A 24,611-nucleotide genomic window follows, 5' to 3' on the forward strand; every position below is an offset into this window, starting at 1 on the left:
GCGGGTAGGCCGAGGCGTTATCTCCCGCAACGCCCCGCCTATCTTCCCTATCTCCGTGCGGGGACCGGTGGCCAGGACCCGGCAGATACCCTGTCCTCCGACCACGAGGGTTCCGGCGTACACGTACGGAGAGTCCCCGCCGCCCGGAGGACCCATCTCGGAAACCTCGGGGGCGGAGATCTTGTGGACCGTAAGCGATTCGCCGGTGAGCAGCGATTCGTCAACCTGGAGGTAAGAGCACTCCACGATTACCCCGTCCGCAGGCACGCGATCCCCTTCGGACAGGAGGACTATGTCTCCCCGCACGACCTCTGTCCCGGCGATCCTGCGCTTCTTGCCTTCCCTCACCACCAGGGCCCTGGGACTGGACAGATTGCACAGCGCCTCAAGCGCCTTCTCCGTTCTCCTCTCCTGGAAGAAGGTGATGCCCGCCACCAGGACCACGAAACTCATGAGTATCAGGGCTTCCTGGAGGTCGCCAAGTACCAGGTACACGCCGCCGGCAAGGATGAGCAGGAGGAACATGGGCTCCCGGAGGATGTCCAGGAATATGCGTGCGGAAGTCCTCCTTTCCGCGGATGGTATGAGGTTGGGGCCCTCCTCCTCGAGGCGGCGCGCCGCTTCCCGTTCCGAAAGCCCTTGCGGGAAACCTTTCCCTTCGGGAGTGAACATGGTCATGTGCTCCAGGCGATCTCCGGCTCGACCTTCCCGCGGAACCCTGTTTAGGGCACTTTACATATAATAACCTCTATGATGACGGTTCCGGATGCCGTGCCCGGCCGTGTCCGTGGCCTGGAGTGGGGATTCGTCTCTCCGGTCGAAGGCGACGGGTGTTACGCATACCGCTTTTGGCCGCTGCTTGACGGAAAGGAGGGAAATCCGGACCAAGGACATCCCGTGCCAAGAGGTAAGATTGTGGGCGAGTTTGTATTTCGTGGCTTCCCCCGTGATGCATCCAGCGCATGCTGGAACACCGTGTCCAGGCGGCCTCACACGGTCGCGCCCTGGCTCAGCAGGTTCTCCACGAAGTCGCGGATACGGCCCTCCACCTCTGCTCGGTTGTACCAGCGGGAATCGGTATGGTCGGCCTCCATTATGAGGGCCGGCTTTCCGGTACGCCGCGTGAACTCCCTGGCCAGGTCGTACTGCCCCAGGGAGTAGGGTTTGCAGCTCCGGTTGGAGTGCATGACCATGCCGTCCACCTCGAACCGCCGGGCCAGGGATTCTATCTTGTCCGCCATGCGTTCCAGGTTGATGTTCAAGTAGACCTCGGTGTAGATGGCGGCCATGGCCTCCAGGGGGTCCTCGGTCTCCACCCCCTGGAAGGTCCAGGCGCTGGTGTAGGTGTCGGCCACCAGGCAGGCCTCCAGCTCCATGAACAAGCGGCCCAGGTTGCGCATCTCGTACCACACCGGTATGTTGTCCCACAGCAGGCGGTACTTCTCGGAGGGCAATATGCCGATGCCCTGTTCCACACGCTCCCGCATCTCTCCGAGCAGCCCCTGGTAGAAATCCACCACCTCCTGGGTCCCGCGGAGGGTGACGATGGGGGCCATGAGGATGAAGGCGTCGAAACAGGTCATGGGCGCGGGACGGCTCTCGTTGCAGGCCAGTATCTCGGCCCACAGGCCGGAAGCGGTCAATGATCTGGCGGCGACCTCCACGAAATGCACCTCATCGTATTCCCTGCCGGTAATCCTTTCCAGGAAGGATATGTACTCCTCCATCTGGGCGCGGGCGTACTTGAGGTGGTGGGGCGGGAGCTCCCCGCGCACGAAAGGGGTGTCGAAGACGAACAAGGGCACGTCGAAGAACCGAGAGAGCTCCTCGTACCACTTGAAGACCGTGTTGCAGATGTTGTTGCAGGCCACCAGGAAGGTGGGGCGCGGAAGGCCGCCGATGGGCCCGCCCTTGGTTATGGCGCTGCCTATGTCCCCGCGGGCGTAGGAGCACAGGTCGCGGGAGAAGCCGCGGGACTCCGCAACCTCGCAGAGCTCCACGTTCATGTGGGCGGCCCCGCACATGGCCCCGTGGTTCTCGGGATAGACGGGGATGACGTCGAAGGCGATGAGGGGCTCCACCGGGCCCCCGCTGGTTATCCAGGCGATGTGCCTCTCCGTGCCCTCCGCCGCCTTGGCCTCCATATAATATTTGGTCATCAGCTCCCGCATGGCCGCGCCCGACTTGATGCGGCGCCTTTCCTTCTCCTCCTTCTCCATCTCCTCCCGCCGCTCGTCACCGTTGCTCATCCCCAACCTCCTTGAACCCGCTCGCGGATATGAGATCCACTTCCTCAAGTCAACCGACTATCATCCAATATTTACCAGCTTATTGAACAGCCACCCTGCCGCCTTCAAGACGGCAGGCCTCGAGCATGGAGATGCATCGCCTTCCTCGCTCCACCCCACGGTCGCGGCCTCACACCCCCCGGATGGTCTCCAGGAAGGCCTGCAGCCTGGTACGCAGCTGTCCCCGGGAGAAGGACTGCAGCTCGCTCTCCAGGACCAGCGAAGGCACCCCGAGCTCCTCTTGCAGCCGGTTCCTCAAATAAGGGATGTCGAAGAGGTGCGGCTCGCAGAAGGACTGGAGGAAGAAAACCACTCCCCGCGCCCCGCTGTCTCCCACCTGCCTCATCAGGCGGTCCGCGCGGTCCTCCAGGCACTGGTGCTTGGCCGGGCAGTTCACCCGTTCCCACATGCGCCGCGCCAGGGCCTCCTCCGGGGATATGCTCTCGTCGGTATAGGCATCGAAATAACGGTGCCCGCAGCACAGGTCGTCGTCAACCACCTCGGCATCCAGTTCGGCCAGGAGTTCGTAGAGGTCCGGCGTGGCACAGACGCTCCCGCTGACCAGGAGAGGCAGCCTGTCCGTCTCCACCGCTTCCCTGCCCTCCGCGTCCTCCAGGAGCTGGTGCAGGAGCTCGTTATGCCTCTCGCGGCGCATCCAGAATCCCGCCACTAGGCAGGCAGTGGCCGTCAGCCCGTCAAGTGCCCCCGGCTTCTCGCGGCGCAGCCTGTAGAGCCTATCCGCCAGCCGCCGGTTGCGGTTGTAGACGTGGATGCTCTCCTCCAGAGCGTCGTCCCATATGCTCCTTCCAATAAATTCCTCCACCTTCTGGCGGAAGATCCGTATTTCCTCCACCAGGAAGGGAAGGGAGACCTCTTCCCCCATACGGATGGGCAGCACCAAGTCCCCGTGGAAGGGGAAGGATGTATTGCGGCGCCAGATGTCCGAGAGGCGCATCATGGTGTCGCAGGTCTGCACGAAAACCGCCCCTTCCAGGTAATCCAACTCACCCGCCAGAGCCATGTCCAGGTCGGTACGGGCCAGGGAGCAGCAGTAGGACTGCAGGTGGGCATCGGCGTGGGTTATGGTGCGCACGGCTCCCATGAGGCGCACCGGGGTCAATCCGGCAGCATGCAGTATCTCCTCCGGGGTATAGGAACAGAAGAAGGCCACCGGTCTTTCTCCCTCCTCCCGCAAACGGGCCAGGTAGGGATAGGGATTCCTCCACATCTCCAGGCACTCGCCGACGACGGTTCGGATATCCATGGCGCTCCTTTCCTTGCAGCGCTGTCCGGGGAATATTTTCTTAATTTTAACAGCCAGACGGAGAATCCCCTATACTTGCGGTTGGCCACGGCGGACAGCCCTTCAGTCCGCTTAGCGGATTTCGGTGTCATTTAATGACCAAGGATATATTACAAGCGTAACCGTCGAAATCCCACCCGAAACCGTAGACCTGAAAGGCAAGGAGTTCCACGCCCCTGTCAGAAACGCCGGATGCTATTTCCGAGAGGATGTCCCCCGAGCTGTAATCGTGCCACCTGCCCCGCTCCACCCGGGTGAAGTGAACGGTATCCGCCCCTCGCACCTCCCCGTAATAGAAGCCGTGGTACCATTCGCCTTCCGTACCGTCCGCCCGCCGAAAGAAGATCCGAAACTGTACCGCACTTTCCGGGTGCCAGCGGGGGTCGCATCCCGCCAGAGCCCCGCCGTTCTGGTAATCGGCCCTCACACGTCCGGTGAGATAGAGCTCCCGGCCGGGTTCCGCCCTCAAGTTCAACTCCTGTCGCAAGCCGGATGCACCGCCGTCTACCTCCGGGCAGCGCCGAAACATGTACAAAGCCTTTCCGCCCTCCGGTCCGCCCACAAGCTCCACCCGGTTGAGCCCGTGATAGCGCGAACCTCCCTGGTCGATGACCACCCAATCCTCCAGACCGCGGGAAAAATCACCGTTCTTGAGGATCTCTTCTCCGCCCGGAAGCGGGGGCGCAGGGAGGGAAACCTCTTCACCCTCCCGTTCCTCTTCCTCTATCAAACCGGACCAGATCGACCTCCCCTTCCCGCAGCCGACTGACGATACCAGAGCCAGGATGAGGATTACAAGTGATAGACATACTTTCCTCGCCCTAGACAATGCCATCTCCCCCCTTCTTCATACTGAAACCCTTCCACTTAATGCCACTCCTGACCGGGAGAGGCGCCTGCCTCCCATGGGTCTGCGCCTGCTTTTTCACTTATACCCAGGTCATCGAACGGCGTCCATCGGGCTTACCACTATGCTCCCGCTCCAATGGTCCCACCCTGGGATACTGAAGAAATGTTCGCAATCGCGATTTCCGACGCAAACGAAAAGAGGCGAGTAATAGGATGATGCGTTAGAGATGGTAACTGCGACCAGGCCTCGGTGTTACTTCCCGCCGCCTTGCTTCCCCCCACGTCCAGCCCCCGGAGAACTCCCCGGCGGATAGACCACGATGGCCGGGTCCGGGCAGGTGACACAGGTGTTCTGGCAGGCCCCGCAACCCGTGCACCGCTCTTCCCTGACACGAGGCCGCCCTCTCGAATCCGGCTCGATGGCCCCGTATGAACAGCGCTCGTGGCAGACCAGGCAATCCTTCCCCTGGGCCCAAGCGATGCACTTCTCGCGGTTCACGCGCGCCGTCCCGATGCGTACCTCATCGTCCCTCGGACGTCGAATGGCTCCCACCGGACAGGCAAGGGCGCATGCCCTGCCGCAGAGCTCGAACTCGCACTTGGCCAGGGCGGGGCTGAAGCGTGGCGTCCACATCCTCTCCGCCCCGAACTCCCTCCCTGCCGGTTCCAGGCAGCCGGTCATGCAGGCGCGCACGCACTCCTGGCAGCGCAGGCAGCGGGAGATGAAGTCATCCTCGTCCTGCGCCCCCGGAGGCCTGAGGAGGGGCGAGGGCGCCGCCTTCCGCGGCCACAGTGCATAGGTGAGCGCCGTCGCCGCCCCGGCTAGGCCCCAGGCCAGAAACTCGCGACGCTCCAGCCTCAGCCTGCGCATTCCGCGTCCACCTCCTTCTTTCCCGTGCCCTTCCGCCTCTTCCGGCGGCCCGATTCCAGAAGGACCCGGCCGAAGGAACGCAGGGTCAGGGCTCCCGTGCACGGGCAAGCGGCCACGCACTCCCCGCACAGCGCGCAGTCAGGGATGGACAGCCGACCCGTCCTGCGGACGTCCGCCACCTCGGTGACCTCGAAGGGGCAGGCCAGGGCGCACCTGCCGCAGTGGACGCAGGATTCCTCGTCCTTCACCAGGGAGAGCGGGCTGGCCGCCGCAGGAAGCCTGGAACCGGCCATGCCGACGAGGGAGAGGCAGGCTCCCAGGGGGCACATCTCGCGGCACCAGAACCGCGAGCCGGCGAGCACGGCCAGGGCCAGCAAAGCGATGAAGATGACGGGGATGCCGCCGGCGAGGACGAAGGCCAGTGCCCGGTTGGCGATGACCAGGGGATCGTAGGCCCAGGCCAGGTTTATTCCTCCAAGGGAGAGGGCCAGGAACAGGGCCAGGAAGGCGTACTTGAGCCGGAACCTCCTCTCCCCCGCCCCGATGACCTTGCCCGTGACGTCCACGGGGCGGAGCCGGGAGAATCTCATCCGGGCCCTACGGCGGATGGAAGGGGTCCACTCCAGGACCGTGCCCAGGGGGCATACCCACCCGCAGAAGAAGCGCCCGCTGAAGACGGTGGCCAGCATCAGGATCCAGGCCGGCAGAAGATAGGACCAGAGGCCGCTCCAGGACAGCGCCACGAAAGCGGCCAGGGGGTCGAGACGCAGGAAGAGGTTCTCGCTCACCCTTCCCGGAGGATAGGAAGCCGACCAGGCCAGGACGGCGAAGAGCGCCAGGAAGAGGGCCTGGACCGCCCTCCTTGTCCAGGAAAGGAGGCGTGGACTTCTCTTTCCCTTGGTATGACCTGTTTCCACGGCCCTCGTCCTTAAATCTTTCCCTGAGAGATTCACCTCAAGAGGTTTACCCCATTCCGGGTTCGGCTCAACCCCCATGCGACCTCTCCGGCAGGCCGCCTTCGCCACCGCCCTCACAGGAGCCTACGTTTAAAACGGCATCGCCCCCGTCCCCGGGGCGGATCTGCGACTACGTGGAATCCTTCCGCTCTCCAGTATCATCTTCCATCAACCTTCCACTTCCCTCACACCCAGGGAACCAAAATCAACGGTCCCCACGCCAAGCTCCTCCCCGTAGGCCAGATACCTTATCTCGCTCGGAGACCTTCCGAAAAACCCGCACGTATATGCGTCGACGGCCACCGGGTCGGTCCCGATGATCACCCTTTCCGGCCGGCCCACGGTCCCCGGACCGCCTGGCCCGTTGTCCAGCAGGATGCTGGTGGCGTCCATGAGGACAAGGGAAGGCCGGATCACCGTGTTCAGCTCCGCTATCGCCCTGTGCAGGTCGACGTCATGCATGCGGCCCATGTTCTGGGTGCAGCCGATGAGGTTTTTCATGGCCATGGTGAGGCCTGCCCCGCTGTGATGCTTGGCCTTGGGCATGTTGACGATGATCTGGGCCTGAAATATCTCCTCCAGTATCCCCACCGAGGGAAGGGCGTGCCCTCCGGGAACCTGGACCACACGGGAAGGCCCCGGTTTCCTCACCGCGTAGACGGCAAGGGCGGCACCCGCCCGGCGCGCCGCGGGCCCTATGCCGTTCCGCTCCAGGGTGGGCTCCACAAGGTCCTGCAGTATGTGGTCGTAGACCACCACTTCCGACGCCCCCGCCTCAAGGAAAAGCCGCACGGCCTCGGCCACCAGGCGCGGATCGGTGGTTGCGGCATCCTCCGGAGGCCTGGCGAAGGCGGCGTTCACCTTCAGAAGAACCCTCTTCCCCGCGGGTTCCAGCCTCTCCAACCCTCCCCATTCCCGGAGGCCGGCACGGAGCATCGCGGCGGGGTCCTTTCCCCTTACCACCACCAGGCCGGAGGGGGCCTTTCCCTCTACCGGAGCCGGTATCTCCTCCGGCGAGCCCTCCGGGCCCTCCTCCACGGGACAAGGTTGCTCCCCGCTGCCACATCCGGGCAGGAGGGCCGCCAGGTAGATCCCGCTCAAGCCCAGGGCGGCTTTCCCGAACTTTTCCAGGAATTCCCTTCTATCCATATTCGACAGCTCCGTTCCTCGTTTCCAAGCTCTCACCGGGAAACCGTCTCTCGGGCATCGTCAGCCATTATTGTTTCATCCATTCGCCCGCCGGTCCTTGACCGTCGTCATGCGCATACCTGCGTAGTCTTCGTACCGGGTGCGTCCGGAAAGGATATGAGTATGGCGGGCGCGGACGAGTATCGATGAAGGGTTGCGCCCTTGGCCCTGCATACGGGCCCTGCGCACACACCGGAAGACCGCTAAACATTCTAACGCACCGACTCCGATGGCCGTGCTTTCCGATCATCGACAGTCTCTCGGGCTGACCGGATAAGGCATTAATGGATCCTCGCTACCGGGAACCCTCACGCTCCTCCTTCCTGTTTTCACAGCCGGAGACAGCCGGTACGCCGCTCAACGATCCGACTACCACCGGTACCAGGAAGGGGGTTCGATGTCGCTTCCCATATCCACGCCTTCCCAGCCCCGCGGCCCCTTCCTCATGACCACCAGTACCCCGCCTATATCCCTGTTGGTACAGAGGGCGGTGGCCACGGCCTCGTCGCCCTTGATCTGGAGGCCCACTATCCTGAACTCCAGGCCCGGGGCGGAATTCTCCTTCACGAAGCGTATCATGGCCGCTTCCACCTCGTCCCTCTCGTCACCCGCCGAGCCCCATAGCGCCTGGAGGTCCTCCAGGTCTAAACCGGAGGGCGCCAGAGGGCTCCAGGTGGGGTCTCCCCCCTCGCCCAGGGTCACGCCGACCGCGTCCTCTTCCGGGAGGTGAACGGCCTTGACGTCGTGCAGCGGCCTTCCCTGCGGACTGTCTCCCCGCGGCCAGTCGTAGAGCAGCCATTCCCCGTCCGGGGATATGGAAGGGTGTCCCAGGGTACCCGAGGTCGCCACATGCTCAATTGTACGGCGCACCTCTCCGCTACGCAGGTCCACCACGCCGAGGAAGGTGTAAGGGTCGTCGAAACACACCATCACCAGGCTCCCTCCGTCCGGAGCGAAGCACATCTCCCAACCGTAGACCCTTCTCCCGCCTGCGTAGGTCAGGGGGATCCTTTTCTCCCTTCCGCTCTCCAGATCCCGCATCACCAGCTCCCCGGCATCCCCAATACGCATTTCCGCCTCACCCCGCACCTGGCTCCAGTCCTGCGGCTTGGCAACGTATGCCAGCGTGGACCCGTCCGGGCTCAGCGCGGGATCCATGGCCTCTTCGGCCACCACCTCCACGGAGGGTCCGGACAGCTCCACTCTCACCACCTTTGTATGGTAGTAGCCGCCCCTCTCCTCCACGGCGGTGGCGAAAAGGGTGTCCTCGTCCTGCCAGGCCAGGGACCCGAACCAGGGCGTGACCCCCGCCGCCCTCCAGGCGCCGGAATACTCCGGGTTGTGCCAGGAGACGTCGGTCGCCTTTCCCGTTCCCACCTCCAGCACCAGCAGCGAGGGAAGGGCATCGCCCTCCACCAGGATGGCGGCCAGCTTTTCCGCCCGGGGAGAGAAGGCCAGGTCCCTATAACCTCCCTCCCGGGAGGTGAGCCTCCTCGCGCCTCCCCCGCCGAGATCGGCCAGGTAGATGTGATCATCGCGGACGAAGGCTATCCCCGCGAAACCGCCGCCTCTCTCCTCCCCCTCAGAGCCTCCCCCGCCCTGCTCAGAGAACTCCCACCAGCTTTTGCCGCTTTTTCCACAACCCGCCAGATGGGCCAGGAGAAAGAGGGCCAGCAAGGCGGCTAAAACTAGCTCGAAAAACATCCTGACAGGGTCTCTATGGTTCAAAGCGCACCTCCTCCGGACGAGTACTTCCCGAAACCCCTCTACAAGCGCATGATAACAAAACCTCCGAGATGACGGGAAACCATGTTCGGCCCACGGGCTTTGACGCGACCTTTTTATGCTCCTCGGGGAGGAAAATGGGTGACGGGCCATCCTTGAGTGGATTTAACATATATTGGTAGAGTGGATGAACGATACCGTGCTGCCAGTCTCGCGTTCCACAGACGTTACGGACACGGCCCCCACTCTCTCCCCGTCATGCGAGGCGGAAGTACGCCATGAGTCGAAAAGCCACGGCCCACAAGCCGTACGCCAGAAACAAAGCCGTCATCGGCGAGGACAGGGAGGATGAGGGCGCATGCGTTCGGTGTTAGAATCAGCATAGCGGAAAAATCGTGATGACGAAAATGCCCAAACGGGAGGTAAACTATGAAAGTCCTGGTCGCTTACCTGTCCCAGACCGGGAACACCAGGCGGGTGGCGGAGGCCATCTACGGGGCGATCGACGCCCAAAAGGAGATCAAACCCCTATCCGAGGTGCAGAGCCTGGAGGGGTATGACCTGGCCTTCATAGGTTTCCCCATCCACGCCTCCAACCCGGCTGGCGAGGCCAAGGCCTTCCTGGAGGATAAGGCCAGAGGCAAGAGGGTGGCCCTCTTCGTCACCCACGCCGCCCCCGAGGACCACGAGGAGGTGCGGGGTTATCTGGAGAATTGCAGGTGCTCCCTGAACGATGTTCAGCTGGTGGGAATGTTCGACTGCCAGGGAGAGCTGGCCCAGGCGGTCATCGACCTGCTGGCAAGGAGCGACAACCCCAAGCACCGCCAGTTCGCCGAATACGGCCCCCAGACCAAGGGGCAACCGGACGATACGTGCTTGGAGAGGGCTCGGGAATTCGCCCGCCGGGTCATGGAGGAATGCGGCGCCTCCTAAGAGCCTTGACGCCGGGGCTTTGCGTCAAATCCTTCCGTATCCCGTCACGTTCACCTTGAAGGCCTGCCGCATGAGCAGGGGGCCGAAGAGGGGCATGAGACGCATGGCCATGCGCGCCGGGTACTTGATGACCAGGTCCCGGGGGCTCAAGTCCAATAGCCTCTTGGCCAGGAGCACGGGGTAGAAGGTGACGTTGAGGCGGCGGAACTCGTCGTAGGCCCCGGCCGGGTCATCGACCGCCCGCGCGGCTATCTTCCCGGAGAGGAAGGCCCCGTGCATGCCGAAGAAGAGGATGGGGTCCATCATCCCGGCCACCGTTCCCGCCAGGATCACGTTCCCCTGGAAAAGCCTGGGATTGCTGACATGCCGCACCGGCGCGGCTCCCCCTTCGAGGACCTGAAACCTCTTGAAGGGGTAGCCGTCCTCGACCACGGCTTGCTCGGCGAACTTCTCCATCTCCCAGCGGGCCACCGGCCGGTGGCGGTTGAAGATGAGGGCGAATGCTATCCCGTTGACCGAGCAGGTGAAGGCGTAATCCGGCGTGTAATCGTCGAAGTACATGGTGACCCGCGCCTCCTTCCAGGGCACCCGGCACTTGGCGAAATAGCCGTGCAGGATCTGGTAGGGCACGTTGGCGGCCTCGAAGCCGTCCACGTGGAGTCCGGTGGCCACTATGGAGTTGCGGGGCAGCTCGTTTACCTGGCGGTCGCTCACCACGGGCTGATCGAACTCGAAGCGCACCCCTTCCTCCACCGCCAGCCGGTAGAGGTAATGGTCCATGGAGGTCCGGCGCGGCCCCCTCTCGATCATCCAGGCCCGCACGTTGCGGGGGAACCTCTGGCGGTATCTCTTGCCCCAGACGGATATCACCCCTTCCTCGAGGGGGACCATGGCCGGCCGGAGGTCTATCCCCGTGTACCGGGACATGGCCTCGGCGTCCATGGGTGTGCCGTGGGGCGACGGATTGTAGACGGCAAGGCCGCCCACCCGCTTTCCTTTCTCCAGGACCACGACCTCCCTTCCCCGCCGGGCGAGGTTGATGGCCGCCGTCAGCCCCGCCAAGCCGGCTCCCACCACGTAAATGGGGCCCTTGTCTTTCATCGTCCTCCCCCCTTGCGCCCACTGAACAGGCCTGGAGCGCCTTTTGGCCGCCGGCTCAGAAGGATCCGCCGGCGCCCGTCCTCGACCCTCACGAGAAAGCGCCCCTCGGCGGCTTAAATGTTCAAATATTTGGCATATTTATCCATCCGCAGCAGGAGCAGGTATCCGGGGATCATGCGCCGGAAGCTCCTGCCCTGCATTTTGGCCAGTAGCTGCGACCTGGTGACCATCCCCAGAGCGGTCCCCAGGAAGGCCCGGCGCAGGGATTCCGGCATGTAGTTGATGGCCACCCGCCGCAGGAACCACATGTAGTCGAAACTCCGGTTGCAGAGGTCGAACATCTCCTGGGCCAAGGCCTTGTCCTCAAGGGCGATGGCGGCTATCTTTCCCGAGATCATCGCCCCGTGACAGCCGAAGTAGGTCCCCGGGTCCTGTGCCCCGGCCAGGGTCCCGGCCAGTATCTTGTCCCCGGCAAAGAGCCTGGGCTGGCGAGGATGGCGGGAGGCGAAGCAGCCCCTCTCCATCCTCCAGGTCTTGAACTCCACCCCTTCCGTCTCCCTTATCTGCCTCTCCCACACCGCGCGCTGCTCCTCTCCCACCGGGCGGCGCGCGAAGAAGAGTCCCGCCACTATGCCGTTGGCCGCGGGGAGGTAGCAGTAGTCGCGCGTGTAGCGGTCGAAGTACACGGCGCATCGGCGGGCGAAGGACCTCTCCCCCCAGGGACGGTAGATACCGCTCATCACGTATCCGTAGGCCGTCTCGTGCGGGATGCGCAGGGCCTCGAAGACCTCAGGGTAGGGCCCCGTGGCCACGATGGTGCCGGGGGGGAACTGGGCCAGGTCTTTCCTGGACAGTACCGGGTTTCCCCACTCGAAGGTCACCCCCATCTCCTTGGCCACATCGTGGAGATAGCGGTCGATGGCCGTCTTCCTGGGGCCTCTTTCCACGTTGTGCAGGCCGGATAGGCGGGGGTCCAGGCGGTAGAGCTTCCCGAAGGAGTAGATGTGAAAGTTCTCGCACGGACCTACCTGCGGTTCACCCACGGGCACGCCCAGGAAACGGGACATGAGCAGGGGGTCGAACGGGGTGGAATCGACGAACGGGTGGGCTCCGGGCATCCCCCCCACCCTGTTGAAACGGTCCACGCAGTGGACTTCGTAACCCAGCTTCCTCGCCGTGATGGCCGCGCACAGCCCCGCCAGGCCGGCTCCGATGATGACCGTCCTCTTAACCGCCACGCCTCATCCCTCCTCTCCCCGCTCCAGTTTCCCGAAGCCGGGAACGGAACGTAGGGCCTGATCCAGAAGAGGGTGGAAGAGGGCCGGGAACCTCGAGAGGCACCCGAAAGCCAGGCTCAAGGCGGGCCGCCGCAAGGGGTGAGGCTGGAGGTCGAAGGCCTTCTTGTAAAGCCACATGTAGGGATATGCTGAGGTGAAGCGGCGGAATACCCGCCAGGCGCGTTCCTTGTCCTCGACGGCCATGGCCGCCATCTTCCCCGAGGCCAGCGATCCGTGCACCCCGAACAGAAAGAGGGGATCCTGCACGCCGGCCAGGGTCCCGGCCAGTATCTTGTCCCCGGCGAAGAGAGCGGGGGCGGTCAAGCGCGCCGTGGCCACCACGCCTTTATGCGCTCTCCACTCACGGAAACGAAATCCTTCCTCCTCCAGCCTCTCAGCCCACTGGCGACAGGCGGATTCCGGCACGGGGCGCCTATCGAAAGCCAGGGCGAAGGCCGTGCCGTTGAGGTTGGCGCAGTAATGGTAATAACTGGTATGACGGTCGAAGTACCCCAAGATGCGGGGAGGGCCCTGGTGGTCGGCCACGGCCACGAAACCGAAGACGTCCAGGAAGGGCCTTCCCAGGGCCAGGAAGGGCTCCGCCTCCAGGCCGGTGGCCACGATGGTGTTCGCCGGAAGGCGCGCTAACCCCTCACCGGAGCCCACGTCCGCCCCGAACTCGAACTCCACGCCGGCTTCCCTTGCCAGCCCGTATAGGTAGGCGTCAAGGGAAGTGGAGCGTCTTCCCCTCTCCACGGAGTGGAGGTGAAAATAGCCGCCGGGAAAGACGAACCTCCTTCCGTAAACGTCCACCACGAACTCCTCGGTAGGCACCACATAGGGAGGGGGAAGCTCCACGCCGATGAAACGGCCGAGCTTCTCCGGCTCCATGGGGGTCACGTCTATCGTGGGCCTGATGCTCGGGTCTCCTCCCACGCTCTCCCTCTTCTCCAACACCCTTACCCTGTGGCCGGAGCGTGCACAGTTAATGGCCGCCACCAGGCCCGCCAGCCCCGCCCCTACCACGATGACCTCGGCCAATGGTACTGACCTCCCGCCCTGTCACGGCCTCTTATTTCGAGCCACACCCTGAACCCCTCTTTTTTACTTTTCACTCCCGTACGGGCGATGGATACCAAACCCCCACCACCAAAAGCGTTGAGGATATCGGGCGTCCTCTTCGTAAGTCGTTCCGGAACCCTGCTCATATCCAGAACGTGTGAGCGGAGGATATGGATTCCCACAGGACGCCCGTTCACCTCTCGAAATGGTGGTAATTATCGCCACTTTAAAGAAGAACCCTTTACCCTCCTTCTTTTGGCCCCTACCCATCGACTGTCGATACGAAGGGTTTTTCCGAATCCCTCCAAGCCAAGAGTTCGAATCCTCCAGACCTGGGAGAAAATCCCATCGCTTCCGGCCGGGGCTCGGACCGCCCGCCGCGTCCGGATACGGCGGGCGGTCTCCCGAACCCAGAATCGCCGTTTTCCGCTTCGCCGGAAGAAGCGACGGGGCGATCGGTCCGCGCGCCGCCTCGCCGCCTCCCTTCCCGTACCGGTCTTCCTCTCTCCTATCACCTCCCTCCATGCCGACCAACCCGGCTCTTTCCCTTACAGGTAAATCTTCTTGCAGAGCCCGGTTTGGTAATCCCATCGGCGGTTGGCTATGTTGTTGGGATCCACGGCCATCTTGAAGGCGGTGAAGGTGTCCACGTAAGGAGCCACGTTGGGCATGATCAGGGGTATGAGGTCGTCTATCTTGGGCATGCCCTCCGGCAGGGGTGCCGGCATCCCCTTGTAGAGAGGGAGGGCCCCCGCCGCAAGCACCAGGCCGTGGGCCAGCTGTCCCTGGAACATGGCCCGGAAATAGGTCATGAGCATGCGCATGTTGTCGTCCTTGTCCCCCTGGTTGGAGTAGAGGTCGTATTCCATGTAGGCGGAGCGCCCCATGTGGTAGGGCTGGAGATAGGTAGAGGCGTCGTCCGGGGGCAGGTTGTCGTCGGTGTGCCCCGCCTGGTCGCTGGTGACCACCCGCATGCTGCGCTCCGCCTCAAGGAAGTTGTCCAGGTGGCCGATGAGGGCCCCGATGAGGAAGGAGCCGCGCACGCGCATGACGCGCACGGTGACGTTGAAGTACTTCTGCCAGCGGTCCAGGTTGACGCTGCGCAGGTCCCCCGTGAGGTCCTCCACCGCCTCCGGCGGCAGGAACTCCCATTCGGGGTCAATCTTCAGGATCTCCCGCTGGATGATCTCCGCCTTGAGGCGCGCCTCCTCGGGTGTGGAGCCGGCGAAAATGGTGAACAGGTTGTTGCGGGGGAAGGTGCCGGCGATGGCGCTGGCCTGGGCGTTGGTGGCCCCCACGAAGATGCCGAAGAAGGAGTTCTGCATGTGGGCCAGCTCCAGGGTCAGGTTCTCGTTGGCCACCTTGTACAGGACGTCGATGACGCACTTGAGGTCGTCCTTCTCATATGCTGGGAAGATCTGGTAGATGTGTTCCGGCTCCGGATAGAGGCGTAAGGTCATCTCCGTGACCGTGCCCAGGGTGCCGTAGGCATAGCGGAAGAGGGAGGCCATGTCCGGTCCGGGTCCCGGAACGTGGGCCTTCACTGCCCCGTAAGCGGCGGGGCCGGTCTTGAGGATAGTGCCGTCGGGCATGACCATGGTCATGTCTATGATGTTGTCGATGCCGAACCCGTACTTGGAGGCCAGGGTGTTGATGTTGCAGAAGGCGTGATTGGAGATGACGCCGGCTGTGGCTGCCGTCGAGGGGTTGAGGACACGGCATCTTACCTTCTGCGCCTCCACCTGAGCGGCCAGGTAGTTCACACCCGGCTGGATGACCATGTACATGTTCTCCCCGTCCACCTCGAGGATCTTGTCCATGCGCCGGAGGTCCATGATGATCCCCCCGTACATGGGGATGTGAAGGGCCATGGTGGTGAGGCCGGTGCCCATGGGGATGACGTCTATCCGGCACTCGTTGGCGATGCGGTAGACCTCGGCGACCTCCTCCGTGCTCTCGGGCATGACCACCAGATGGGGATACTGGGCGGGCAGCGGCCCCTGGTCCCGCGAGTACCCGATGAGGATGACCGGGTCGTCGGTCACCCATTCCTCGCCCAGGGCCTCGGCGAGCATCTCTTTGGCCCGGGCCAGGTCCTCGGGGCGATTGTGGAACGGCTCGGCCTCATGCTGGAAGATTATCCCTGAGACCCGCCGTTCCTTTATATCCCTGGCCACGTCACGTATCCACATCTCCCTACACCTCCTCCCCCAGCGACATGAGCAGCGGTTCGGCGAGGTCGTAGACCTTAAGGGGACTACCTGTGGCCTCCACCGCCTTGCGGAACATCTGGAGGCAGTAGGGACAGCTGGTGACCACCGCCTCCGCTCCCGTCCACTCCGCCTCGTAGAGCCTCTCCCTGGCCGTCCACAGGGCGTAATCCGGGAAGGCGTAGGGGACCCCGCCCCCTCCCCCGCAGCAAAGGGAGTTGAAGGTGGCCCGCTGGAACTCCAGGAGCTCCAATCCGGGTATGGACCGCAGGACCCGGCGTGGCGGCTCGTATATGTCGAAGCGCCTTCCCAGCTTGCAGGGATCGTGATAGACGACCTTCAGAGGGACTTCTTTCGCCGGTTTCAGCTCCCCCTTGCGGATCATGCGGTCCAACACCTCGCTTATGTGGCGCACCTTTATCTCCGGGTTCAGCTCCCGCGCGTACTCCTCCTTGAACACCCAGGCGGCGTGAGCGTCGGGAGTGACGATCGTCCTCACGCCCAGCCCGTTGAAGGTCTCGATGTTGTCAAAGGCGAAGGTCTCGAAGAAATCGCGATCCCCGATAAGGAGCATCAGGGCACCGTCGCTCTTCTCCTTGGCGCCGAGGATACCGAGGTCTATACCCCCCCTCTGCAGGGCACGGAACGCGGAGCGCACGGCCGGGAACAGGGCGGGATCCGTGGAATAGGCATCCCCGGCGAAGAAGAGGACCTCTGCTTTCTCCTTGGGAAGGTGCTTGGCCTGGAGCTCCTTGGCCCATTCCCCCCTCTTCTTGGCCTCCACCCCGAAGGGATTGTCGTTCTTTTCCAGGCTCTCGCGCAGCGGCTCGTGTTCCGGCATGGGGCCCCACCCCTCGCGCACCGCCTTCTCCCGCATGAGCTCGAAGACCCGCGTGGGATGGAGCTGTTTCACCTCCCAGCACTGCTCCTGGCAGGAGGAACAGAGCATGCAGGTATAGAGTATGTGGCGCAGGGACTCGGAGGGTTCTATCTCATGGATGTGCAGCCCGCGAGCGATCTCCATCTTCCCGGAGGCGTAGTACGCGTCCCAGCGGAAACGGGTCCCCGAGGGGCAGTTGCGCCAGAAGCGGGACTCGGTACAGAACTGCACGTGAACCGCCTGACATATCTTGCACTTGGTGCAGATGAAGTAGTCCTGCTGCAGCTCGTGCAGGACCTCCCGGGGAGCGGTGATGCGCTTCTTCATCACTCACACCTCCTTGAGGAGCTGCCCGGGGTTCATTATCCCCCCCGGGTCCACGATGTCCTTGAAGGTCTTCATGACCTTCAGATATCCGGGGTGCGCACTGGCGAAGACCATCTCCGCCACCTCCCCCCGGGGACGGTCCACGAAGCTCTTCTCGTCCAGGAGGTAACGATAGCCCTCACGCACTGTCTCCTCCACGCGATTTCTCTCCCCCTCGTCCGAGGGCCGGAAATAGAGGTCCGTCTCGCAGTAGAAGGACCCGCCGAAGTAGACGGGTATGAGAGCCTGACCCAGCTCATCGGCGGGATACCCCTTTTTCGACGCCAGCTCACGCAGCCCGGAAAGAAGGCTTGGGGCGCGGCTCTTGAAGTCGTAATGCCGGATGACCGCCGTCCGGCCCCGCAGGTAATCGCGGTCGAAGATGTACCAGGGCTTCTTGAACTGCGCATCCACGGCGGCGGCCAACTCCCCGTCCAGCTGCCGCGCGCCCATCGCTTCCGCGTCCGACCGGACGTACTTCTCCCAGAGGTCCACCAGCTCCACGTGGTGCTCCAGGCTGAAGGCGGTAACCCAGGCGGGCAGCTTGGCGCGCAACCTCTCCGCCCCCTCCGCGTCCCTCGACAGGAGCACGGACAGATAGCGCGCGTTGGCGATGAGGCACTCGAAGCAGTGCTCCTCCCGGTTCACCTTGTAGGCGAGCTGCAGGGCCGGCTCCAGGGCATCGAAGCCGAAGAGGAGCACGCGCCTCTCCTCCCGCAGGGGATAAAGATACACAATGCCGTAGAAGGGTATGCCGAAGATGTCCTCGCTGCCGCCGAAGAAAAGGGAGAATTGGGGTCCCTGGTCCTCCCTGAAATCGGCTATCCCCTCCGAGGTGAGCTGCTGCGAGCCGGAGACCCATATGCGCCCGTCGGCGAGCACGGCGTGGAAGATGGAAAGGTTTGGAAAACGATACACGGCGTTGCCGTTAAGGACGTCGCGGTCAAGGTAGGAACGGAGGACGGAACGCGACTCGGCGGCGGCGGGCAGAAGGAGCCTGCAGTCCTTCTTGAGGCATTCTTCCTGCAGGCGTTCGTAGGTCACACCGGCGTAGATGTGACCCATGAGGTTGCGTCTGTCTATCTCCTTTATCCCGTCCATGCGGGAGAGGTCGATGATGAACCCTTCCCCTTTCGCCGGGGCGACCTCCATCCTCTCCCTGCGCACGGAATATACGGGGATGCCCTTCTTCCCGGCGAGGGCCACCACCTCGCTGAGCTCGTACTCGTCCCCGGGACGCACCAGGGTCAGCCGGCCCACATCCACTTTATCCTGGAAATATTTACCTATGGCGGAAGCTTCCCGGCTGACGTTCTCCGCCCCTACGATGTCCCTGACCTCCCCCAGAACGGTGCCCACCGTCATGGCCCTCCCTCCCTCGTTCTATCCACGAGACCGTTTGACGCTCACGGCCTCCTCGACCTGCCGCACGCCCCCCACCCAAAAACGGGAAGGACGATCCCCCTAACGGCGGATCGTGCGCTTGTTCTTGACGGATCTCCCTCGCAGCCTTCCCCGGGCGCCACTTTCCGGAATATTGATTCCCCAAGTTCCTCGCTCGAGTTTATTGCATACAATCATTCTATGTATTATATAATTGCATGAACGACTGGTCAGTCATCTATAAAGCAATTATATGCAGGGGCGGGAATGAATGTCAAGCGGAAAACAGTTCAAAATTAGCTTAATTAAAGTGAAATCAAAGCTAGCTCCTGCTTTATGCTTTTCGATATTAAGTCGGTTCTGATGGCCTACGGGCGAACTACAGCCGTTTTGCTTTTACGGCTTGGGGTGCGAACCGCGCTGCCCCGACCGTCGGAAGGCCGTGCACCCGTGGCCGGCCTTCACACAGGGCGGCGAACGCGAGGTCGCGGAAAAAAGAACAGCGGAAGGGCCGGAGACAGGGAAAGGTTTCCGATTCCGCGTGGGTCCTCTCCGGCGGGGCGGAAACGAAACGCGAGAGGGCGGAAGACTGAAGGGAGGGAGTGGCGATGGCCGAGGTGAAGGTGGTGGGTGCCGGGCTGGCGGGACTGGTGGCCGCCATCAGCCTGGCGCGGCGTGGACATGATGTCGTGGTCCTGGAAAGGGAGGAGAGAATCGGAGGGTCCCCCCTCTACCATCCTTCCTGCCAAGGAAGCCCCCTGAGGTTTAAGGAGCTGCGCGCGTATCTCGATCTGGACATCTCCCCGGGTGTGGAGCCCATCAGGGAGATGTCGGAGATCGCGGGTGGGAAGGCCTTCCCCCTCGACCCCCGGCTCATCAAAGCTTTCTTCTTCGAGAGGGGACCGCGTGAGACGAGCCTGGACAGCCACCTTTACCGTTTGGCTCAGGAGGCGGGGGTGGAATTCCGATTCTCCTCGCCTGTTCTATCGCCTGAGGAACTCTGGGACTACTACCCGCAGTGCATCGTGGCCACCGGTCTGCACTTCGAAGGCTTCGACGCCTTCGGGGTACCCTACCTCACGTCCCACCACTTCACCTACCGGGGCACATGCGACCCTGATCTCAACTTCGTGCACATGTACCACGACGCTTATACAAGCGACTACGGGTACGTGGCGGCTTTCCGCGGCATCTTCTACGTCCACCTTTTCAACCGCCGCCGCCCGATATCCCTGCGGGACCGCGACCGTTTCGCCGAACAGGTGGCCCGCTTTGAGGGTTTCGAGGTACCGCGGTGGAACAGCTTCACCTTTCCGGTGCCCGCCGCATCGGTGCGCACACCGCGACTTTTCGCCGGAAGAGCCATCCTGGCCGGAACCCTTTCCGGCGCCATGGACCCCTTCGCCTTTTTCGGCCTGCAGGGCGCCCTGGTCTCGGGGAAGATAGCCGCCCTGGCCGTGGAGGACCGAGAAAGGGCCTGGAGGGAATTTCGCCGCTGCGTGCGCCCCTATTATGCCGCCTACGGCGCGGCTCGCCTCAAAGAGCTGGTCCCCGCTAAGCTCAACGTCCTGGGGTTCCGTGCCGTCTTCAGCCGTTTCGAGAGGCGGAAAGCGGCTCAGAAAATCCTTGTGGAGAGCATCCCCGGGTACCGAAACCTTTTCCCCGGAGGAAACGGCGGCGCCAGCCTTTTTGCTTCTACGGTCGGTAGCCGATTCGAGGAGGAGACCAACGGTCATACCCGGCACGTGAACAGAGGGAGGTGAGATGATGGCTTACAAGGCTAAAAAAGTAGTGGTCATAGGTTCGGGAGTGGGAGGGGCCGGGGTGGCCGCGCTCCTGCAGGCCAGGGGGCACCGGGTGACCCTTCTGGAAAAGAACGGGTTCTACGGCGGGAAGTGCTGGTCTTTCGAGAAGGACGGTTTCCTGGTGGATTCCGGTGTGCACATGTTCTCCATGGGTGCTTCCGGGCAGCACGGGGACATCAACCGCCGGGTACGCGGGGACCTGGAGTGGCTCACCGACCAGCCCAGCGAACACCTGCTCATCGGCGGAAAATATCGCATAAACCTCTATCAGAGCCCCTTCGACCCCCGCATGGCGCTGCACAACGCCGTCTCACAGATCGCGATGCTGCGGGACAGGATAATCCGCCGCGAGAAAAAGGGTCCGGGCATAGCCGAACTGCAGAACGAGGTCTACCGTGCCTCAAAGCGGAGCACCTTCCTGGAATCGCTCCTGGCGGCGGCGAAGATAGCGCGCTTGAACCCCTCCTATCTCGTGGAGCTGGACGAGATAAGCCTGCAGGAGTTCCTGCACCGCGTTACCGAGGACCGCACGGTGCTCCAGGGGATGGCCGCCCTCTCCATGCTCCTCACGGTGGTCCCCTACCACCGGGTGAGCGCCGGGGAATTCCTGTGGTGCGTCACCAATATCTTCCGCAAGAAGACCCTTGGCGTGCCCCGGGGCGGGTCGCGTGAGATACCCGGCGCCTTCCTGCGGGCTTTCTTGCGCGACGGTGGGGAGCTGCGCCTGAACTGCGAGGTCAAGAGCATAGTGGTTAAAGAGGGCAGGGCAAGGGGAGTGGTCACCGCGGAGGGCGAGGAGATCCCGGCGGACCTGGTCATCTCCAACGCCGGCATCAAGAGGACGCTGGAGATGGCCGGGGAGGAGAACTTCCCCGAGGAATACGTCTCTTATGTAAAGGGTCTCGAGTATTCCTATTCCTTCATCACCGTTAAGTATGGGCTCGACCGCCGGGTTATAGATCTCCCTGCCCCGAGTTTTTTCAACATCCCCAACCTGGACCCCGATCACATGTTCGATTACCTGGAGAAGGGAGGCCTTCCCGAGGATCCCTTCCTCTTCACTCCCCTGCCCTCGGAATGGGATCCTTACGCGGCTCCGCCGGGGAAGCAGCTGGTGATCATGGGGGTCCCCGGCCCCATCGAGGTCAACAGGGAGAACGTTGAGTGGTGTGAGCGTATACTCGACCGGGCGGAGGAGAGGTTGATGGAAATCTTTCCCAACATGTCCGGACACGTCGAGTGGAAGATGCGCACGCATATCGCCCACACCGCCTCCATCACCGGCAAACCCACCGGTGAGTGCATCGGTCTGGCCCAGTGCGTGGGACAGACCGGGGTGCACAAGCCCCAACCATGGACCCCGGTCGAGGGCCTTTGGCTGGTGGGCGCGGACGCCGGGGCGCGGGGCGTGGGAACGGAGCAGGCGGCGGGAAGCGCCCTTTACGTCGCCAACCTCCTGGGCTGAAGGGCTCCTATAGGTCCAGTTTCTCAGGAGGGACCTTCCCCTCCTCGTCCAGGCCTGCCAGTCTGTAGAACTCCTCAAGCATCAGATCCATATCCGGGACCGACCCCGCGTTGGCCCCCTCCCGGGTGGGGGTAAGGGCCTTGGGGGGCAGGACGTCGTCCTCACGGCCCGAGCCCCGCAGGTTGAGGATGTGGCGCTTCAGGTACCATATCCGCCAGCCGCACTCCATGAGCTCGCCAAGGGTCCAGTCGAAACCGGTGGTCGCGCGCATCATCTGCACCTGGTCGTCGAGAGAGAGGAAGGCGCCGATGAACTCGCACATGCAGAGGGAGTTGAAGAGCTGGCCGATGGAGACGCATTTCCAGGTGAGTTCCGCCTTGCCCTTACTGGTCATGCCCTTAAAAGGACCTTTTAGCCCGATCTCCGGCCAGGAGGCCATGCCGCCCTCGACGAGAAGGTTGGTGGTGTTCAGGTGGCAGGCACCCCGCGCTCCCACGGCGTACCCCAACCCGTACCCGTGGAACCCGCGAGGGTCGTGGGCGGGGAAGTCCAGGCCCCGCACGGTCACCGCCAGCTCGGGAGCCCCCAGCTCCCCGGCCAGCGCCCGTGAGCCCAGCGCCATGCGCTCTCCGAAGCCCTCCCGGGCAGCGGTCAGACGGATGGCTTCCAAGGCGGTTTCCATGTTTCCCCAGGAGAAGTCAAGTCCCGTGTCGGAGGGCAAGACGAGGCCCCTCTCCTGGGCCTCCATGAGCAGGGCGATGACCGAGCCCATGGCTATGGTGTCCATGCCCATTCGGTTGCACAGGTCGTTGGCCTTGGCCACCGCCTCCAGGCTGGGGTTGAGCAAGTTGGTGCCCATCATGCACACCGTCTCGTATTCCGGGCCGGCGTTCTCCTCCATGGCGAAGGGGCCCTCCTCCACCCTGACCACCCTCTTGCAGCGCACCGTGCAGGCGTAACAGCCCACTATCTTCACCAGGATGTGGTCGTTGTAGTAGAAGGAGTTCAGGGTGTCCAGGGCCTCCATCCACTCCCCCACGCTCCAGTTGCGGATGGGGACGTCTCCGGAGAGCATCCCGGTGTCCAGGGCTCCGTTGGTCCCCATCTCGTGGAGGGTCTGGGCCAGGAGGTGATTCTCCAGTTTCTGGACGATCGCCTTTCGGACTTGGCTTGCTTTCTCCGGGTCCGCGTACCCCATCTTCCCCCCGCCGCGGACGGCCAGCGCCTTGAGGTTCTTGCTGCCCATGACCGCACCCAGGCCGCAGCGGCCGGCCACGCTGCCCATCTCGTTGACGATGTTGGCGAAGCGCACCCCATTCTCGCCGGCCGGCCCTATCTGCATGGTGCGCACCAGTCCTCCGTCTCCCCTGGTCTCCTCTTCCAATCTCTTGTGGGTCGCGTAGGTGTCCAGACCCCAGAGATGGGAGGCGTCGCGGATCTCCGCCTTCCCCCCGTCTATCCAGAGATAAACTGGTTTCTCCGCCTTTCCGATGACAACCACGCCGTCCAGGCCGGCCAGCTTCATGGCCGCCCCGAAGGCGCCGCCCACGTTGCACTCCCCCCAGAGCCCGGTAAGAGGGGAGAGGGCCACAACGGAGGAGCGGCCGCTTCCCGGAAAATTGGTGCCCGTCAGGGGGCCGTCGAGGAACATGAGGGGAGCACCGGGGGACAGAGGGTCGGCCAGGGGGTCGAATTCCTTGAGCATAAGGTAGGCGCCCAGCCCCGTGCCTCCCACGTATTTACGAAAGACACCCTCTTCGATGCTCCTTTCCTCCATCCTCCCGCTAGTCAGGTCAACCAGAAGATATTTCCCGCAGAAACCTCTCATCCTCGTTCCTCCTCGCTTGTCTTTTTGCCACCGCCTTCATCATCCGGTCCCTCTTGCCCATGCGTCGAGCCGCCCTGTCTCACGCCCTCTCGAGACGGTCGAACCGTTAAAAGCCTAATATCACACCGCCCCGCAAAGCCGGAAAACAGGACTTGTTCCCAATGTTTTCTCCGCCCCTTCGCTCAAGGTGCCTACGGGAGATCACTCCGATCCCGGGCATCCTTCTCGCCATCGGGATTTTCCAGCCTCCCCTCCATCGTCCGCGGCTTTCCGGCCCCATACGAAGCAGCAGGGGAGAATGTCGCGATAGGAGAAGCGCCGCGACTCCTCGGCCCACCGCAGCGCAAGCCGATCTATCTCCTCTTCGCTCATCCCTCCGGCCCGTAGTTTTCCGAGGATGGAGAGCCTGCCCGGTAAAGCGCTCTCCAGCTCTTCCTTAACCTCCTGCAAATCAAGGAAGGGTCGTGTCACATCCGCGTACCAGACGAAGTAATCCACCTCCTCAAACCCCACCTCCCGGACCTCCCGGACAAGATCCGGGCGCCGGAAGGAATAGGCCGGGTGGCTGGCCCTAAGTATGGCCATCGCCTTCTCCCAAAGGGGAAGTTCGAGGTCCCAGTTAACCAAAAGCTCTTCCTCGGCCAGCAGGGGCTCGCATATGGAAAGCCTTCCTCCGGGCCGGAGGACGCGAAAGCACTCCTGGAGGGCTTTCTTGCGTTCTTCCAGGTAGGAGAGGACTGACCTGGCCACAACCGCATCCGCCTCTCCCCCCGGCAGCGGAAGGTCCGAAAGATCCGCACGCACCGGGATGACATTGAGCAGGCCGGTCTCTCCGACCTTTTTGCCGAGCCCTTTCAGAGCTTCCAGGTCCGAATCCACGGCGTAAACCCTGCCTTCCGGCCCAACAAGGCGAGCGGCCTCCTGGGAAAGGAGCCCCAGCCCACATCCCAGGTCCACGACCACCGCTCGGGGACTCAAGCCGGCCTGAGAGAGCACTCGGTCCCGGACCTGATTTCGCAGTAGCGCCGCCTGCCTATCGCGGGAAGCCTCCCGCTCCACCCTGTCCAGCCATCCCGCCCAGGGAACGGTGGGCAAACCGGCTCACCTCCCGCGGTGCTTTG

19 protein-coding genes are annotated in these 24,611 nt (G+C 63.2%); 3 read left to right on the top strand and 16 right to left on the bottom strand.

Going from position 1 to position 24,611, the window contains the following annotated elements; all coding sequences use genetic code 11:
- From H7007_RS03000 to H7007_RS03035, 8 genes are all read right to left on the bottom strand, one after another.
- The coding region (locus H7007_RS03000; RefSeq protein ID WP_287153014.1) for an HAD-IC family P-type ATPase at nucleotides 1-672 on the bottom strand (672 nt) is incomplete at its 3' end.
- A gap of 317 nt (nucleotides 673-989) precedes the next feature.
- Nucleotides 990-2,249: a 2-hydroxyacyl-CoA dehydratase subunit D gene (locus H7007_RS03005; protein ID WP_287153015.1), complete on the bottom strand. Its 1,260-nt coding sequence runs from the start codon at nucleotides 2,247-2,249 to the stop codon at nucleotides 990-992.
- 169 nt (nucleotides 2,250-2,418) lie between these two features.
- Complete coding sequence (locus tag H7007_RS03010; RefSeq protein WP_287153016.1) at nucleotides 2,419-3,552, bottom strand: 2-hydroxyacyl-CoA dehydratase subunit D; 1,134 nt, start codon at nucleotides 3,550-3,552, stop codon at nucleotides 2,419-2,421.
- A 127-nt stretch (nucleotides 3,553-3,679) separates the two neighbouring features.
- Nucleotides 3,680-4,426 (bottom strand): hypothetical protein, encoded by a 747-nt coding sequence (locus H7007_RS03015; RefSeq protein WP_287153017.1) that lies wholly within the window; start codon nucleotides 4,424-4,426, stop codon nucleotides 3,680-3,682.
- Between the two features lie 267 nt (nucleotides 4,427-4,693).
- Nucleotides 4,694-5,311, bottom strand: coding sequence for a 4Fe-4S dicluster domain-containing protein (locus H7007_RS03020; RefSeq protein WP_287153018.1), 618 nt, complete (start codon nucleotides 5,309-5,311; stop codon nucleotides 4,694-4,696).
- Complete coding sequence (locus tag H7007_RS03025) at nucleotides 5,299-6,228, bottom strand: 4Fe-4S binding protein (RefSeq protein WP_287153019.1); 930 nt, start codon at nucleotides 6,226-6,228, stop codon at nucleotides 5,299-5,301. Before H7007_RS03025 ends, H7007_RS03020 begins: the two co-directional genes overlap by 13 nt.
- A 207-nt stretch (nucleotides 6,229-6,435) precedes the next feature.
- Nucleotides 6,436-7,416, bottom strand: coding sequence for a DUF362 domain-containing protein (locus H7007_RS03030; RefSeq protein WP_287153020.1), 981 nt, complete (start codon nucleotides 7,414-7,416; stop codon nucleotides 6,436-6,438).
- A 408-nt stretch (nucleotides 7,417-7,824) separates the two neighbouring features.
- Nucleotides 7,825-9,183 carry a TolB family protein gene (locus H7007_RS03035; RefSeq protein ID WP_287153021.1) on the bottom strand — a complete coding sequence of 453 codons (1,359 nt, stop codon included), beginning with the start codon at nucleotides 9,181-9,183 and terminating at the stop codon, nucleotides 7,825-7,827.
- 426 nt (nucleotides 9,184-9,609) lie between these two features.
- Between H7007_RS03035 and H7007_RS03040 the strand changes: the two genes are divergently transcribed.
- Nucleotides 9,610-10,113: a flavodoxin family protein gene (locus H7007_RS03040; RefSeq protein ID WP_287153022.1), complete on the top strand. Its 504-nt coding sequence runs from the start codon at nucleotides 9,610-9,612 to the stop codon at nucleotides 10,111-10,113.
- A gap of 24 nt (nucleotides 10,114-10,137) precedes the next feature.
- Here H7007_RS03040 and H7007_RS03045 read toward each other — a convergent pair whose 3' ends face one another.
- From H7007_RS03045 to H7007_RS03070, 6 genes are all read right to left on the bottom strand, one after another.
- Nucleotides 10,138-11,214, bottom strand: coding sequence for an NAD(P)/FAD-dependent oxidoreductase (locus tag H7007_RS03045; RefSeq protein ID WP_287153023.1), 1,077 nt, complete (start codon nucleotides 11,212-11,214; stop codon nucleotides 10,138-10,140).
- Between the two features lie 113 nt (nucleotides 11,215-11,327).
- Nucleotides 11,328-12,452 carry an NAD(P)/FAD-dependent oxidoreductase gene (locus H7007_RS03050; protein ID WP_287153024.1) on the bottom strand — a complete coding sequence of 375 codons (1,125 nt, stop codon included), beginning with the start codon at nucleotides 12,450-12,452 and terminating at the stop codon, nucleotides 11,328-11,330.
- A gap of 3 nt (nucleotides 12,453-12,455) precedes the next feature.
- Complete coding sequence (locus H7007_RS03055) at nucleotides 12,456-13,532, bottom strand: NAD(P)/FAD-dependent oxidoreductase (RefSeq protein WP_287153025.1); 1,077 nt, start codon at nucleotides 13,530-13,532, stop codon at nucleotides 12,456-12,458.
- 569 nt (nucleotides 13,533-14,101) lie between these two features.
- A complete protein-coding gene (locus tag H7007_RS03060) occupies nucleotides 14,102-15,745 on the bottom strand; it encodes an FAD-binding oxidoreductase (RefSeq protein ID WP_287153026.1) in 1,644 nt (547 codons plus the stop codon).
- Nucleotides 15,746-15,749: 4 nt separating this feature from the next.
- Nucleotides 15,750-16,970, bottom strand: a complete 1,221-nt coding sequence (locus H7007_RS03065) for a (Fe-S)-binding protein (protein WP_287153075.1) — start codon at nucleotides 16,968-16,970, stop codon at nucleotides 15,750-15,752.
- A gap of 3 nt (nucleotides 16,971-16,973) precedes the next feature.
- Complete coding sequence (locus H7007_RS03070; RefSeq protein ID WP_287153027.1) at nucleotides 16,974-18,374, bottom strand: FAD-binding oxidoreductase; 1,401 nt, start codon at nucleotides 18,372-18,374, stop codon at nucleotides 16,974-16,976.
- Between the two features lie 626 nt (nucleotides 18,375-19,000).
- Here H7007_RS03070 and H7007_RS03075 point away from each other — a divergent pair.
- Together H7007_RS03075 and H7007_RS03080 are read left to right on the top strand one after the other, a co-directional pair.
- Nucleotides 19,001-20,155: an NAD(P)/FAD-dependent oxidoreductase gene (locus tag H7007_RS03075; protein WP_287153028.1), complete on the top strand. Its 1,155-nt coding sequence runs from the start codon at nucleotides 19,001-19,003 to the stop codon at nucleotides 20,153-20,155.
- Nucleotide 20,156: 1 nt separating this feature from the next.
- Entirely contained in the window at nucleotides 20,157-21,662 is a 1,506-nt protein-coding gene (locus H7007_RS03080; protein WP_287153029.1) for a phytoene desaturase family protein, read from the top strand.
- A 7-nt stretch (nucleotides 21,663-21,669) separates the two neighbouring features.
- Here the strand turns inward: H7007_RS03080 and H7007_RS03085 are convergent, their stop codons facing one another.
- Both H7007_RS03085 and H7007_RS03090 read right to left on the bottom strand, forming a co-directional pair.
- Nucleotides 21,670-23,490 (bottom strand): aldehyde ferredoxin oxidoreductase family protein, encoded by a 1,821-nt coding sequence (locus tag H7007_RS03085; RefSeq protein ID WP_287153030.1) that lies wholly within the window; start codon nucleotides 23,488-23,490, stop codon nucleotides 21,670-21,672.
- A 201-nt stretch (nucleotides 23,491-23,691) separates the two neighbouring features.
- A complete protein-coding gene (locus H7007_RS03090; protein WP_287153031.1) occupies nucleotides 23,692-24,585 on the bottom strand; it encodes a class I SAM-dependent methyltransferase in 894 nt (297 codons plus the stop codon).
- Between the last annotated feature and the right edge of the window lie 26 nt (nucleotides 24,586-24,611).

Origin of the sequence: Candidatus Solincola tengchongensis (assembly GCF_015711935.1) — a bacterium.
In the GTDB taxonomy this organism is placed as follows: domain Bacteria; phylum Actinomycetota; class Geothermincolia; order Geothermincolales; family RBG-13-55-18; genus Solincola_A; species Solincola_A tengchongensis.